Below are 14,613 nucleotides of genomic sequence, written 5' to 3'. Positions count from 1 at the left end.
ATTCTCTATTCTTCTTTACACAAGTACTGATATATTTCATAGCCTATTTGAGAAAGAATCCTTTTGGCGAGAACGTCATCCTCCTTCTCCGAAAGCACGGTTGCAACTAATTTTCTATCTCCTACAAAAAATATTCCCACATCATGTCGAGTACCCGGTATCCAACCTCCTTTATTTGCCAATTCCCAAGCAGGCATCCCATTATCAAAGTTAGAGTATGGAGAAGGAAGCTTCTCTGGTAAACAATCTCTCATCTGTTGTTTTTTCATGATTTCTATCATCTGCTTGCTTGCTTGTTCACTAACAATCTCTCCTTGAGCCATTTTAGTCAGCAAGATACCAACATCTTTTGCAGCAATACGATTTGTGCCATGTGGATTTGGCTTACTCAACATAAGCTTGTTATAAAATGTACTATGTTCCATACCAGCTTCTTTCATCGTCTGTTGAATATTTTCTACTCCAACTAAATCTATTAAAAGATTCGTTGCTGTATTGTCGCTTTGAATAATCATCAGAAGCATGATATCTGATAGTGATAGTGAAGTACCTGGAGTTAAATGCTGAAGAACTCCAGAGCCCCCCACACACTCATCCTTATCCAGTATTATCCAATCAGATAATGATAGTTCAAGACGTTCCACCGCTCGAAAAACTGCAACCATTATTGGTACCTTAATCACACTCGCTGCGTAAAACAGCTCTTGTTCATTGTATTCCCACTTATCTCCTGAATTTAAATCCTCTAATACAATTCCCCAAGTTCCCTTGGAAGGTTTAATCAACTTTTGAACCTTACTAATAAGCTCCTCCACTATCCATCCCCCTCTAGTCAATCTCTATCTTTTATTATAGACTATTATATATTATATTTTTTGAAAATTTAAATTTTATGGAGAGTATTTTACATGACGCAACTATTACTATTACAAAAGGTAATTGACTATATAGATGATCATATTAAGGAAGATATAAGTACTGATACCCTATCAAAGCTTATCGGTTATTCTCCCTTTCATTTTTCTCGTATTTTTCATCAAACTATTGGTTATACACCGATGGATTATGTACAAAAAAGGAAGCTACAATATGCTTTGGTAGATTTGGTAAAGGGAAAAAGGATTATTGATATAGCATATGAGTATGGATTTGAAACACATGCCGGCTTTACTAAATCATTTAAGCGCTGCTTCGGGAGTCCCCCAAGCCTATATAAGATGCACTGTCCCATTTCATTACCACAAAGGCTATGTTTGGAAAGTCTTCTACAAAAGAAAACAGGAGGAATAGTTCTTCAGCCTAAGATTCTTTCTATGCCTTCTTTTACAGTCGCAGGAAAAACGTTTGAAACACGCTTACAGAATATAGCCTATACAAGAGATGCTCCTGCCTTTTGGGATCAAAGAATATCTTCCGAAGAATCTATTGAGACCACTCTATATCATCTCCTGTCCCCTAAAAAGCATGGTGAGTACTGCTTTAATCTAAGTGGACCTGAGCTAGAAGATCATTTCACGTATTTATTTGCGGTAAATTTTGACGAGGGAACTACGATACCAGAGGGAATTCTTAAGTTTCATGTCAAAGCTTCTACATATGCGGTATTTAAAACACCCATGGTTCCAAAAGAGAAATTTGTTTCCTCTATCAAGGGAACTTGGCAATATATTTTAGAGGACTGGCTACCAGACTCTCATTATGAAGTAGATGAAGATAGCTATGATTTTGAATACTATGATGAACACTGCCATGATTGGGAGTACGACAAAATCTACATGGAGATATACCTTCCGGTTAAGGAGAAACAATAAATATAGAACAAGTTTATTTTCCGATTTAGGCGGTTGCTTTTAGCCGGGGAAGATCCAGCTCAAACAAGCATATGTAGAATTCCTTTCTATTTGCTAAATAGAACTGGTTATCAATACTCCATCAGGCTTCCTCCATACAAAAAGACCATGAACATAGTTTTGTGTTCATGGTAGCTAAAATTTATATACCTGCTGGTCTTTATATTGTTATTCCCGACCCTTAGCTTTCTTTAAAAGTATGTGATATAAAAACAGGACTGGACTTAAAATTACGGCACTTACAATGATGGCAGTCCTAATGGTAAAGGTTGTAGCAATATATCCAATAACAGGCCCACCACTTATTTGTCCAATGGCATCCACTTGACCTTTGACTGAGAAAAACGTTGCTCGAGTCGAGGAATCTGGAATGATTTTATTTAACCAAATATCCTCCAATGGGTACATTACTTTTCGACTCACTTGAATTAAGACATAGCAAATAAACAAGCCAATGAAATACTTCGAAACTGCAAAGCCGATTAATGCTACCACTATACTGAAGCTACCAATAAAAAGACCGATATATATCGTTCGCAGATCCTGATAAATTGTACTTTTATTTAGAAAGTGAAGTATTGCAAATGACACGAGTACTATCACCAGCTGAATACCACCAGTCAATAACACTAGCTGTTCATTTGGCAAACTGGTTATTCTAGCCATCTCCAGTAGATGGGTAAGCCACAAACGATCAAAGCCCTCGCTATAAAAACCTATAAACAGAGCAATTAGAAATAGCATTCGCAGGATAAAGCTTGCTTTTGAATAATGAATGATTTTCCCTAAACTCTCTTTCATTGTCTCCAATGTATTAATTCTTTCAGTTATTTTTATTGGTTTAAAATGATTCTCTTTCATAAAAATTATAAGAAAAATAGCCAAGCCTATCATACATACGCCTCCCATAATAATAGGAAGATTAATCATGTAGTAACCGGTTAAAATACTTAACGGAATGGCAATTAATTGACCCAAATTTCCAGCCTTAGCTCCCCTCATATATGCTAAAGAGGCCTTCTCTTCTCCTATTTCATCTGCAATCCAAGCTTGCTGTGATCCGCTTGTAAAGGTATAGCCTATCCCCCATGCCACCTGGGCCAATAAAACCGTTATAAAATAAGGAAACAAACCCTCCAATAAAAAACCCGTCCCTATCAAAAAATAACCAATAATAATGGACAGCTTCCGGCTTTTTAAGTCAGATATGACGCCTGTTGGAATTTCAAAAAGAAATACGGTTAGCTCTAACACAGTTCCCACTAAAACAAGCTGCAACGGATCCAGCTTAACAACGCTTACTTGGTACAACAGATTGACTGTAAATATATAAGTAAAAAATAATTGCGATAGAAAGCAAATATGAATATACAGCCGATACGAATCTTTCATTCTAATCATTTCCCTCACCTCTCTATTGATTATAAAAAGGGAAACCATCGGCCGCTTATCCAAATTTGCTATAATGAATACCTTTCTTTATGTTATAGTGAAAGAACAATTAAATAATGTGTAGATTTAGGTGTTCTTTTGTTAGCAAGAGAACTTAAAAGGGAAGTTCGGTGAAAGACCGACGCTGTCCCGCAACTGTAAATGGGAGCGATTCTTTATAAACCACTGTAAGGTTACTACGGGAAGGAAAGAAGAGCGATGAACATGAGCCAGGAGACCTGCCTATTTCAAGTACACACCACAAGCCTACGCGGATAGGGGGTGTTAAGTGCAGCTATGTACAAGCAATAGCTTGAAAATACTGTCGTACGAAAAACATAATAAAATCACTGGAGCTATTGGGCTCCTGTTTTCAGCGTGGATTTTATTGAGTTTCCAAGCGTACTGACCATTAAATCATACTAACTAGCATCTTCTTTTTTATAAAAGAGGATGCTTTTTTATGTTAAAGGCGAAAGGATTTTGAAAATGAGAAAAGAGAATTTTATTGAACAATATAAACAAGTATTAATGACAAATTATGTTGCAAGTACATCAATATCTCTACAGTCTATCTATGATGAAATGAAAAAAGAAATTGAACTTAGTTCAACCTGGAGTATGAACGAAAAAAATATTTTTCTTCAAAATCTCATTGATGCCCATCATCAGATTAAAAATGAAATTTCAGGGAAATTGGAGGAATAAGTAAGGCGCATTCGCACGCTTCCAAAATGGTTTTGCCAATATTAACTTTGAAAAAAAGAATATATCTAAATTCTAGCTCCATGAACCCAGTGTTCAATTTATTTGGTTCGTCCAACAATCATCATTCATTGTATCTATTTATCAAACCAAAAGGCTCTCTTCTAGGAGTGGCAGGCGGAGACTACAGTGGAGGATCGCAAGCCACGGGTACCGCTCGCCGCGCCGAACGCATCCGCCTAAAGCTAAATCAAGCATGTCCCGAGTCATTTCAATACAAGTAGGATCTTAATTAAGGATATAAAAAACGAACCAAATGAGATTAATCATGTGGTTCGTTTTTTTGATTTAAAGGTCTTGGTAATCCCTTTGATATTTCCCGCCGTCTTTAACTTCTGAATGGTACAAAGCTTTAAGAGCAAAGCTTTTTTCTAGGTCATGCTCCTTCATTACTTCCTTCAATCTTTTTGCTAAGTCAGGACTAAATTTTACTAGCTCTTCCATTTTAGATTTTGAATATTGCATATCGTTACCTCCCTACTATCATTGTTCATACAGTATAGCACTTGTATAAAATACATACGAAAAAATAAAGGTTTTTCGAGTATCTCCTTTTTGGAATTCTTTCTAAACAAAATGCCCCTCACTTGCGTATTCTGCCCCAGATTTTCTTAACAACATATAGTCACCTTTTTTTCATTTTTACATAAAGTACTTTGACAATTCAAAAAATAAGTGTTAACCTATTGAACAAATATTTCCTTAAGGAAATTTATTATCATAAAAGAAAATAATATTTTTTTAGTCTAAAAGTTTCCTTAAGGAAATACTTTATAACAAAGGAAAAGGAGTGTGCTAAGTGAAAAAGATCTTATTTTTATTTATTGTGGCTGTTTTATTGGTTGGCTGTGGTAACAATAACGCAGGGGGTTCTGGGGAAGAAAAACCACTTGTCGTTACAACTACAGGGCAAATTGCAGATGCCGTAAGGATAATTGCTGGAGATTCTGTGGAGGTAAAATCCTTAATGGGCCCTGGTGTAGATCCACATCTTTATAAGGCTACTCAAGGCGATTTACAAGTATTAGAGGATGCAGATATTATTTTTTATAATGGTCTAGCTCTTGAGGGGAAAATGAGTGATATTTTTGAAAAAATGAAGAAGGACAAATCTGTAGTGGCTATTGGAGAAGTAGTTCCGAAAGATAGAATCTTAAATGACGAGGCTCATCCAGAATTATTTGATCCACATATTTGGTTCGACATTGAGGTTTGGAAATTGGCTACACACGAAATCACAAAATCACTTACGGAGGAATTTTCCACTGATGGAGATCAGTTTGCAGAAAACGAAAGAAAGTTCTTTGAGGAACTAGATGAGCTAAATGGTTGGACGAAGGAACGCATTAGCGAAATCCCCGAAGAGCAACGGGTTCTTGTTACCGCTCATGACGCCTTTAATTACTTTGGTGAAAGCAATGGGATGGAAGTTCGAGGATTACAAGGTCTTAGTACAGATGCTGAATACGGTCTAAAGGATATACAGAATATCGTTAATTTCTTAGTAGAACAAAATATTAAAGCGGTCTTTATCGAATCCAGTGTGTCAGACAAAGCCATGAATGCTGTAATTGAAGGTGCGAAGGAAAAGGGACACACCATACAAATTGGAGGAGAACTGTACTCGGATGCAATGGGAGCTGAAGGTACAGAAGAAGGAACTTATATCGGAATGTATAAGCATAATGTCAATACGATTGTTGATTCACTAAAATAGGAGGTAGCAAAATGAATGCATTACAGGTAAAGAGCTTATCTGTTGCTTACGAGGAAAAAGTTGTGTTGAGCAACATCAGTCTAACCATTCCGAAGGGACTAATCACAGGGATTATTGGACCAAACGGAGCAGGGAAATCTACATTGATTAAAGCCGTGCTAAATCAGCTTCCAAATAAAACCGGCTCTGTTGCAATATTAGAGCGTCCGCTGAATCCAAAGGATCATATTGTTGGATATGTTCCTCAGCGTAATGCCGTAGATTGGGACTTTCCAACAAATGCATTAGACGTAGTATTAATGGGCCGATATGGACATATCGGCGTGATGAGAAGACCTTCTTTAAGAGACAAACAAATAGCGCTGAATTGCTTAAGAAACGTAGGAATGGAAGCATTTGCAGAACAATCAATAGGGCAGCTTTCCGGAGGGCAACAACAGCGTGTGTTTTTGGCTAGAGCTCTGGCACAGGAAGCGGAGGTTTACTTCATGGATGAACCATTTGTTGGAGTAGACGCTGCAACTGAAAGAACAATCATTTCCATCTTGAAGGAGTTAAAATCACAAGGAAAATCAGTGTTCGTCGTTCATCATGACTTACAGACAGCAGCCGATTATTTTGATTGGATTGTGTTATTAAATAAAACAACTATAGCTTCTGGTCCTACCGAGGTTACCTTTACACCAGATAACCTACAAGAAGCATACGGTGGTAAGCTATTTTTTATGGATCAAGCTAAGTCAGGAAAAAATGACTTATGAAAGAGGTGACTATTAATGTTATCCGGTAATCTTCTTTGGGTTCTCACTGGAGCTATTCTTTTAGGGGTAGCAGCCGGTTTAAACGGTACATTTGCTTTTCTTCAAAAGCAAAGCTTAGTAGGAGATGCAGCCGCTCATGCTGCACTTCCTGGTATTGCCCTTGCTTATTTAATTTTTGAGAAAAAGGATTTGCCTATCCTCATGATAGGCGCTGCTATCACTGCTGCACTTTCTGTATATATGATTCAATGGATTGTGAATCATTCTAAGCTGAAGGCTGATGCCGCTATTGGATTAATATTATCCGTCTTTTTTGGAATAGGCATTGTATTAATAACAATTGTTAACCAAAGTGGCACTGGTAATCAAAGTGGTTTAAATGACTTTATCTTTGGTAAGGCAGCAACGATGGCAAAAAGTGATCTTATTTGGCTATCTGGCAGCGCCATATTAATCATCCTTATGTGCTTGTTGTTCTTCAAGGAATGGAAGCTTATGATTTTTGATCCCATCTTTGCAAAGGGGATTGGATTACCTGTGGAGCGTTTACGTACGTTGTTGACCGCATTGACTGTTTTGACAATTGTTACCGGTATTCAGGCAGTAGGGGTTATTTTAATGGCAGCCATGCTTATAATACCTGCAGCCGCTGCAAGATTTTGGTCCAGTCACCTTGGTATAATTTTGGTCACGAGTGCCTTTTTTGGGGCTTTATCGGGAGCTCTCGGCACTATGATTAGCTCTATACGTACTGGCTTGTCCACTGGGCCAATAATCGTTTTAGTAGCCGCAGCTTTGTTTTTAATATCTTACTTTCTCGCTCCAACAAGAGGGTTACTTTCTAAAATACGTAAAAAGCGTTCATTTAAGCGGCAGCGCATAGCCCAAGAGGTGACAAGCAATGAATGAATTTTGGGTTCTTTTAACTGGCTCCCTTGTCGGAATTACTTGTGGCCTAACGGGGGTCTTTCTAATCCTCAGAAAAACTGCCATGATAGCGGATGCCATTAGTCATACAGTGCTGTTTGGAATTGTAGTTGCCTTCATGGTTACACAATCTTTAAATGGCGTTTGGATGCTAATAGGTGCGGCTCTCGCAGGGCTACTGACCACTTTTCTAGTACAGGTGCTTCAATCAGGAGGATTGCAGGAAGACGCGGCTATAGGGGTAGTATTTACTTCACTTTTTGCCTTAGGGGTATTATTAATTACCTTGTTTGCAGGAAACGTTCATTTGGATGTGGAGCATGTACTAATGGGTGAAATAGCATTTGTTCCTTGGGATACTTGGAGTATTTTAGGGTTTGAAATGCCAAAAGCGGTTTGGATGCTATTATTTGTACTATTCCTTAATATTGCTTTTCTAGTTTTATTTTATAAAGAAATTAAACTCTCTACCTTTGATCCTGTGTTCGCTTTATCCATTGGGTTACCTATAATGGGGATGCATTACTCTTACATGACACTTGTCTCCCTTACGACTGTCGCTGCGTTTGATAGCGTGGGGGCAGTATTGGTTGTTGCTATGCTCATCGGACCTGCTGCTACTGCTTATCTAATGAGCAAGAGCGTTCGCGGGATGATTATATGGAGTATGACTTTTGGTATTACAGCAGCTATATCTGGATACTATTTGGCAAAGCTTTGGAACACCTCTATTGCAGGTATGATGGCCGCTATGATTGGCGTTCTATTTATGTTCGTCTTTCTGTTTAAGCCTCATGACGGTTGGGTTTGGAAAGCTGTTAATCGAATGAGGGCAAATGGCTCCAAGGTTCTTTCTAGATAGCACACTCTCACCTTTTGTTTATCCTCCCTTTTGCTATAATACAAGGAAGGACGTAAACAAAAGGTGATATTATGCATAAAACTATAGGAATTCTAGCACACGTCGATGCGGGAAAGACCACTTTTTCAGAACAGCTACTCTTTCATACGAAAACAATTAGACAACGAGGTAGGGTCGACCATAAGGATTCCTTTCTTGATAGTCACTCCATAGAAAAAAACAGAGGTATTACCATTTTTGCTGACCAAGGGGTTTTTTCCTATAATAATTCTACTTATTATATTATCGATACACCGGGTCATGTAGATTTTTCTCCTGAAATGGAGCGAGCTATCCAAGTCATGGACTACGCAATCATCATAATAAGTGCCGTTGATGGAATTGAAGGGCATACAGAAACAGTTTGGCAGCTGCTTCGAAAACATAAAATACCTACCTTCTTCTTTATCAACAAAATTGATTACGATGATACTAATCCTGATGCTGTTTTACAGGAGATTTTTGCTAACTTATCGGAGGATGCTTGTCACATAACTAATAGCTATACGGAAGAATTAATTGAATTTATCGCTGAGCGAGATGAAGTTCTTTTGGAAGCTTACATGGAAAATGGATTTGATGAACTACTTTGGACAAAGAAGTTCAAGCAAATGATTGAGGAATGTATCGTATTCCCTTGTGCGTATGGCTCAGCCTTAAAAGATATTGGGGTGTTGGATTTTTTAGAATCTCTCGACAAGCTTACAGACACACACTACAACATCGACCGAGCTTTTACAGCCCAAGTATATAAGATACGGCATGACGAGAGCGGGAATCGTGTAACCTTTCTAAAGGTCTTAAGTGGAAAGATGAGAGTAAGGGATGAAGTGAAAATTGGAAGTGAGCATGAGAAAATAACACAGCTGCGTCAATATAACGGCAGCAAGTTTAAAACAATTGATGAAGCTAATGCCGGTGAACTAGTTGCTGTAACAGGATTAACTGCTGCTTCTATTGGAGATACAATTGGTGCTAATCAAAGTAAGACCCATTTCGATTTGATACCCACTTTAAAGTCAAAGGTAATCTTTGACGATTCCATCCATGTAAAAGAGGTACTAAGATCCTTTAGGCTACTAGATGCTGAAGACCCCTCCTTACGGGTTTATTGGGATGAGTATTTTCAAGAGATTCATGTGCACGTTATGGGTGTTATCCAGCTCGAGGTACTAGTACAAATTGTGAAGGAGCGCTTCCACTATAATGTAACATTTGGAGAGCCTAAAATTCTTTATAAGGAAACAATCGAAGCACCCGTTAGAGGCTATGGGCACTTTGAACCCTTAAAACATTACGCCGAGGTACACCTTCTGATCGAACCTACAGGGAGAGGATCTGGGCTGACTTTCGATAATATTTGTCATGCCAATGATTTGTCTATAGGTAACCAGAATCTTGTGAAGCACCACCTTTTAGAGAAGGATCATCATGGAATACTTACAGGCTCTGCACTGACCGATGTTAAAATCACTTTACTGACCGGAAGAGGTCATAATGAACATACCTCTGGTGGCGATTTTAGAGAAGCAACCTACCGAGCCTTACGACAAGGATTAGAAAAGGCTCAAAATATCCTTCTGGAACCTTTTTATGACTACAAAATCAAAGTAGATATGGATTTAATCGGAAGAGTTTTGTCGGATGTTCAGCAAGCTCACGGGACATTTGAACCGCCAGAAAATACTGGTGATAAGGTTATTATAAAGGGAAGGGTTCCTGTAGCTACTTTTATGAGCTACAGCACTACTTTCGCCTCCTTTACTCACGGAACAGGAACGCTCAGCCTTTTATTTGGTGGCTATGACCGATGCCATAACCAAGAGGCAGTAATAGAAAGAATTGGGTATAACAAAGAGGCAGATCCGGAATACACCTCCACCTCTATCTTTTGTGCAAAGGGCACCGGATATAAGGTTCCCTGGCAGGAGGCAGAAAAAGCGATGCATTGTCTCTAAGAATTACATCTAAAACTACCAGACATCTTTGAAGAAGCTACCCACAGATTTAATACACAAAAGAGGAAGAATCTTAAAAACAGATTCTTCCTCTTCTTTATATTTCATAGCGATAGATCATAAAACGTTCATTGTGATTTTGTTCGTAAAGCTCTGGTATTCGTATTTCTCTCCAAAGAGTGAAAGCAGTTGCCTCCTCCAAAAACTGAAGATATTCCGGGGTCGGGTAGTAGAGAATAATATCAACTGTTCGCTCCACTTCCTCTAATGACACTAAAATATTATGAACAACCTTTTGAAATATAGGAGTAGAGAAGGGATTAAAAAAATAGAAGCAGTCTTCCTGTGAGTCTATTTTGTATTCCTCGGCCAAGCAGCATTCAAATCTAATGGAAGCTCGAGTTGGCTTAGCTTTTTCCATATACTTCATGAGGTTTTCCATTGACTCCTGGTAAAGCTGTCCATTCATCTCTATTCCAGTTACAGAAATGTTATAAAAATAATGGACATAAAAAGGAAATCTACCTTTTCCACAGCCGAAATCTACCATTCTGTTAGTAGCCTTCCAATCATACAATTCAAACAATGTTTGTAATGCGCTATATGGGGTTGCCTCATAACGATTATAATGGGAGGACTGATATTGCCATTCTCTCATTCCAGCTGTCTGTATTCTTAATAATCGCTCATAGTCTGACTCGTTCATCCCAACCTCCTTGATTCTTTTTTATTCACCAAAAACATGTTGCTGAACCCAATCGTTTTTTTGACTGTTAGCCTCTTCAAGCAAAGACACCTTAAAAGGTTCTCCCTTTGAGACAATCGTCCCTATAAATGAAGGATTTTCAATACGGATCATCACTTTATCCTGAACCACTCTTTTCGTGATTTGTAGCCTAGCAATTCCACCGATATTGGTACTGTCAAATTGTTGAGCACTAAAAAAATTACCTAGTGAGTAGAATACATGGGTATCTCCTTTGCTAGTGGATATTTTTTCATAGGGCTGAACAACATGAGGATGGTGACCAAAAATAATGTCTACCCCCGCATCAGCCAACCATTGCGCCAGCTCTTTTTGAGTTTCATTGTTCCTTAGGGCATACTCTTCTCCCCAATGAATGCTTATTACTACAACATCCACCTTTTCCTCTAAAGCTTGAATGTCTTGTTTCATTTGTTCACGATCTATTATATTTACTAAGTATTCTTTACCCTCAGGGATTCGATGGCCATTTAATCCATAAGTATAATTTAAAAAACCTAATCTTACATCCTTTACCTCAAATATTCTATCGGTTTGTTGGTCTTCTAATGATTTATAGGCTCCCATATAAGGCATCTCGTTTGCTTTCATTGACTCAATAGCAGCTAATAAACCAGCTTCCTTTTGATCTAGCGTATGGTTATTTGCGCAGGATAATAAATCGACTCCAGCGGCTTTGAGATCCCTAACGATATGAGCAGGACTAGAGAAATTAGGGAATCCAGACAAACCGAATGACGTACCTGCTGGTATAGACTCCTGATTTGCTAGCAAGAAGTCTACTCCTTGCATCTCTTTTTCTACCTCCTGAAAGGAAGGTAAGAAGCTAGAATATTCATAGAGGGGACTGTGCAATAAAACATCTCCTACCATACCAATCTCTATCTGACTCTCTTTATACTCTTGCTGAAAATTGGTTACGTGTTTACCTTGAAAGTCTTCTTTAAAGGGATTAGTTATTTGCGCATTGAAAAAAGACAAAACAATGATAAATACTAATAGAAAAGGGAGTAAAATTTTCATGAAGTAGACCTCCTTCTATCATCTTTATCTATTTCGTTGTCGAATATACACATAGAAAAATCCCCCAGCACCTAACAATCGTAAACACGAATTAATTGTCATTGCCGACTCCATTCCAACCATCTCTAATAAAATAATACCCACTTGAGGAGCAACAAACGCAACTAACGCCAATAAAACATTATATGTTGTAATACAATACGTTCTAGACTGTTCCGGTGACTTTTCTAAAAGTAAATTAAATAAAATGAGCACAGTTCCTGAAAGAAAAAAGCCTGACGTTGTTTGAATCATAGTTAAGTAATATAGATTGGTAGACAGCACGACGAGAAAAGGAGTAGTAGCCATACCTATTGCTGCCCATATAAACATCCGCAAATTGCTGTATTTATCTGCCCAGCGTTTCCATAAAGGAAATGTAAAAAACTGCATTAGCATACTACCTACCGAAAACATACTAACCCAGAAAATAGTAGCCCCCGCTATTCGCACGTTATATATATTAAACAAGCCCCAAGCCATCTGCCAGGCAAAGTTAAAAAACAGTGCCGCTCCTAAAAAAGATACGTAATTGGAGTCTCGAAAAATAGACCAATCCATCGATTTCTTCTTTAGAAGACTCTCTTCTACCCGAACAGGTTCTTCCTTATGTTTCATGATAAAATACACTTCTAAAATTCCAAATAATAAGGCTACTAAAAACAAAATTTGATATGCCCCTGTACTAGCAGAAGCCTCCCTCATTACGATACCGATAAATAAAGTAGCTATAAGTCCTACTAATGTCAGTAATCTATTACGATCACTAAAAAATTGTCCTCTTCGCTCCTCTTCAATCATCCCACTGATGAACGTCTGCCAGCCGATATTGGCAACCGTATTGGGCACGCTGATTAAGGCGATAATAATTAGAAAGGACCACGCCTGCATAGAATGGGACGGTAAATAACTGACTAATACAATAAATACGAAACATAATCGTGCAAGCAAAATGGAACCAGCGACAATCTTTTTTTGTGTGTAAGCTTTGTTTAAAAGAATAGCTGCTGGCACTGTCATTAGCAAAGCGATTAACGGAGGAAGGGAACTGATTAAGCCAACCTGATAATTAGTTGCCCCTAAAATAGTAATAGCAAAAATCGGGAAAAAATTATTAGAAAAGTTTAAAGCAATAGTAGAAGCCATACCATGATAAATACTGACCTTCTCGTTATACGTTCTCATGCTTTCATTCCGTCCATTTCATGTGAGATAGATAGAATTATATACTTCCTTTTCAGGAAAACAAGAGTGTTTATACAAATATTTACCTGGCGATAATAAAATATAAATGAATAAAAGATAGAGACTAACCGACTATATAAATTGTTTCTCGAGAATACTTAAGTCAGAGTAATTTAAGTGCGTAAAAGTCATGAGAATAATTTCAACATCATGATTGGAGAATTATTTTAGTATATTTCTTCATAAAAAGTACACAAAAATGCAACTTTGAATATTTCATTTTTTTTATTAAACCCTTAGAATATAAGGAGTTATCAGTTTTTCCCTTATATAACAAATATAAAGTTATCTAGTTTACAAATTCATGGGAAAGAGTATAATGGGTAGTTGGTACAGGACAAACATGTAACAAATTGCTTTTTAAGTGCTAAATATAAACACAGCTTCCCTTTGTTTAAATAAGATGGGGTGATAAACATAATGGCAATTCCGCAAGAGCCAGAGCTAACGCTTGTAGAACATTTGGCTGAGTTAAGAAAAAGGTTAATTGTAATTGCGGTAACCTTTGTCCTATCTCTTGCCTTAGGATTTTGGATGGCTCCTAAAACATTAAATTTCCTAAAACAACAGCCTACAGCTGCACACGTAGAATGGAACATTTTTGGCTATACCGATGGACTGCTAATTTACGTTAAATGTGCATTAGTTTTAGCCATTTTAGTAACTTTGCCCATAGCTATGCACCAAATATGGCTATTTGTTAAGCCAGGTTTGTTGGATAAAGAAGCAAGAGGTACGATTTACTTTATACCAGTCTCTTTTTTCCTATTTCTGGCCGGTATTAGCTTTAGCTACTTTATTTTATTTCCTTTAATGTTAGACTTCATGTCTAATATTAATGAGTCTATAGGTGCCACAGAAACCTATGGAATGCAGCAATATTTTACATTTATGTTCAATTTAATTATTCCAGTTGGAATAGTTTTTGAGTTACCAGTAATTATTTTATTCCTTACGAAGCTAGGAATTATTACTCCAGATCGACTACGAAAGATGCGAAAAGTTTCGTACTTTGTATTAGTTGTTGTAGGGGTATCTATTACGCCTCCTGACTTTATTTCTGATTTCATCATTATCATACCTTTATTGTTATTGTTTGAAATTAGTATTCTTGTATCAGCTTGGTCTTATAAGCGTCGGTTAGCCAAAGAAGCTCTTTTAGAAAAAGAACTTGAGGAAAACTAATGTGAATAAGCTTTACTAGCATGCTACAATAGCATTGCACACATA

Annotated in this window: 14 protein-coding genes and 1 riboswitch; of the genes, 8 read left to right on the top strand and 6 right to left on the bottom strand. The window is 37.5% G+C overall.

The features are described from left to right. Nucleotides 1-5 precede the first annotated feature (5 nt). Nucleotides 6-815, bottom strand: coding sequence for a serine hydrolase (locus D0S48_RS12745; RefSeq protein WP_191697366.1), 810 nt, complete (start codon nucleotides 813-815; stop codon nucleotides 6-8). A gap of 93 nt (nucleotides 816-908) precedes the next feature. Between D0S48_RS12745 and D0S48_RS12740 the strand changes: the two genes are divergently transcribed. Beyond that, a complete protein-coding gene (locus D0S48_RS12740) occupies nucleotides 909-1,811 on the top strand; it encodes an AraC family transcriptional regulator (protein WP_151111981.1) in 903 nt (300 codons plus the stop codon). Between the two features lie 207 nt (nucleotides 1,812-2,018). Here D0S48_RS12740 and D0S48_RS12735 read toward each other — a convergent pair whose 3' ends face one another. Beyond that, entirely contained in the window at nucleotides 2,019-3,251 is a 1,233-nt protein-coding gene (locus D0S48_RS12735; RefSeq protein ID WP_191963800.1) for an MFS transporter, read from the bottom strand. Nucleotides 3,252-3,353: 102 nt separating this feature from the next. After that, nucleotides 3,354-3,543: riboswitch (cobalamin riboswitch) on the top strand. A gap of 227 nt (nucleotides 3,544-3,770) precedes the next feature. On the opposite strand from D0S48_RS12735, the gene D0S48_RS12730 reads away from it, so the two are divergent. Beyond that, on the top strand, nucleotides 3,771-3,989 hold the full coding sequence (locus tag D0S48_RS12730) for a hypothetical protein (protein ID WP_144540112.1): 219 nt from the start codon (nucleotides 3,771-3,773) through the stop codon (nucleotides 3,987-3,989). 345 nt (nucleotides 3,990-4,334) lie between these two features. Here D0S48_RS12730 and D0S48_RS20660 read toward each other — a convergent pair whose 3' ends face one another. Then, nucleotides 4,335-4,511, bottom strand: coding sequence for a hypothetical protein (locus tag D0S48_RS20660; RefSeq protein WP_169361273.1), 177 nt, complete (start codon nucleotides 4,509-4,511; stop codon nucleotides 4,335-4,337). A 334-nt stretch (nucleotides 4,512-4,845) separates the two neighbouring features. On the opposite strand from D0S48_RS20660, the gene D0S48_RS12725 reads away from it, so the two are divergent. From D0S48_RS12725 to D0S48_RS12705, 5 genes are all read left to right on the top strand, one after another. Next, the gene (locus tag D0S48_RS12725) at nucleotides 4,846-5,763 is read left to right on the top strand and encodes a metal ABC transporter solute-binding protein, Zn/Mn family (protein WP_151111977.1); all 918 of its coding nucleotides are present in this window, start codon (nucleotides 4,846-4,848) and stop codon (nucleotides 5,761-5,763) included. A gap of 11 nt (nucleotides 5,764-5,774) precedes the next feature. Beyond that, a complete protein-coding gene (locus D0S48_RS12720) occupies nucleotides 5,775-6,524 on the top strand; it encodes a metal ABC transporter ATP-binding protein (protein WP_144540116.1) in 750 nt (249 codons plus the stop codon). Between the two features lie 15 nt (nucleotides 6,525-6,539). Further along, nucleotides 6,540-7,433, top strand: coding sequence for a metal ABC transporter permease (locus D0S48_RS12715; RefSeq protein WP_144540117.1), 894 nt, complete (start codon nucleotides 6,540-6,542; stop codon nucleotides 7,431-7,433). Next, complete coding sequence (locus D0S48_RS12710) at nucleotides 7,426-8,313, top strand: metal ABC transporter permease (RefSeq protein ID WP_144540119.1); 888 nt, start codon at nucleotides 7,426-7,428, stop codon at nucleotides 8,311-8,313. Before D0S48_RS12715 ends, D0S48_RS12710 begins: the two co-directional genes overlap by 8 nt. Before the next feature lie 71 nt (nucleotides 8,314-8,384). Further along, the gene (locus D0S48_RS12705) at nucleotides 8,385-10,310 is read left to right on the top strand and encodes a GTP-binding protein (RefSeq protein WP_151111975.1); all 1,926 of its coding nucleotides are present in this window, start codon (nucleotides 8,385-8,387) and stop codon (nucleotides 10,308-10,310) included. Between the two features lie 97 nt (nucleotides 10,311-10,407). Here D0S48_RS12705 and D0S48_RS12700 read toward each other — a convergent pair whose 3' ends face one another. Genes D0S48_RS12700 through D0S48_RS12690 form a run of 3 tightly spaced genes read right to left on the bottom strand, consistent with a single transcriptional unit; the run spans nucleotide 10,408 to nucleotide 13,323 of the window. Further along, the gene (locus D0S48_RS12700) at nucleotides 10,408-11,016 is read right to left on the bottom strand and encodes a class I SAM-dependent methyltransferase (protein ID WP_144540123.1); all 609 of its coding nucleotides are present in this window, start codon (nucleotides 11,014-11,016) and stop codon (nucleotides 10,408-10,410) included. Nucleotides 11,017-11,037: 21 nt separating this feature from the next. After that, complete coding sequence (locus D0S48_RS12695) at nucleotides 11,038-12,099, bottom strand: CapA family protein (RefSeq protein WP_151111973.1); 1,062 nt, start codon at nucleotides 12,097-12,099, stop codon at nucleotides 11,038-11,040. A 24-nt stretch (nucleotides 12,100-12,123) separates the two neighbouring features. Next, nucleotides 12,124-13,323, bottom strand: coding sequence for an MFS transporter (locus D0S48_RS12690; RefSeq protein ID WP_144540127.1), 1,200 nt, complete (start codon nucleotides 13,321-13,323; stop codon nucleotides 12,124-12,126). Between the two features lie 480 nt (nucleotides 13,324-13,803). Between D0S48_RS12690 and tatC the strand changes: the two genes are divergently transcribed. Next, nucleotides 13,804-14,568 (top strand): twin-arginine translocase subunit TatC, encoded by a 765-nt coding sequence (gene tatC / locus D0S48_RS12685; RefSeq protein WP_144540129.1) that lies wholly within the window; start codon nucleotides 13,804-13,806, stop codon nucleotides 14,566-14,568. The last annotated feature ends 45 nt before the right edge of the window (nucleotides 14,569-14,613 follow it).

Origin of the sequence: Psychrobacillus sp. AK 1817 (assembly GCF_008807035.1) — a bacterium.
GTDB lineage: Bacteria > Bacillota > Bacilli > Bacillales_A > Planococcaceae > Psychrobacillus > Psychrobacillus faecigallinarum.
Note: the sequence above shows the minus strand (reverse complement) of the source record. Positions and strands in the feature narration are given on the sequence as shown.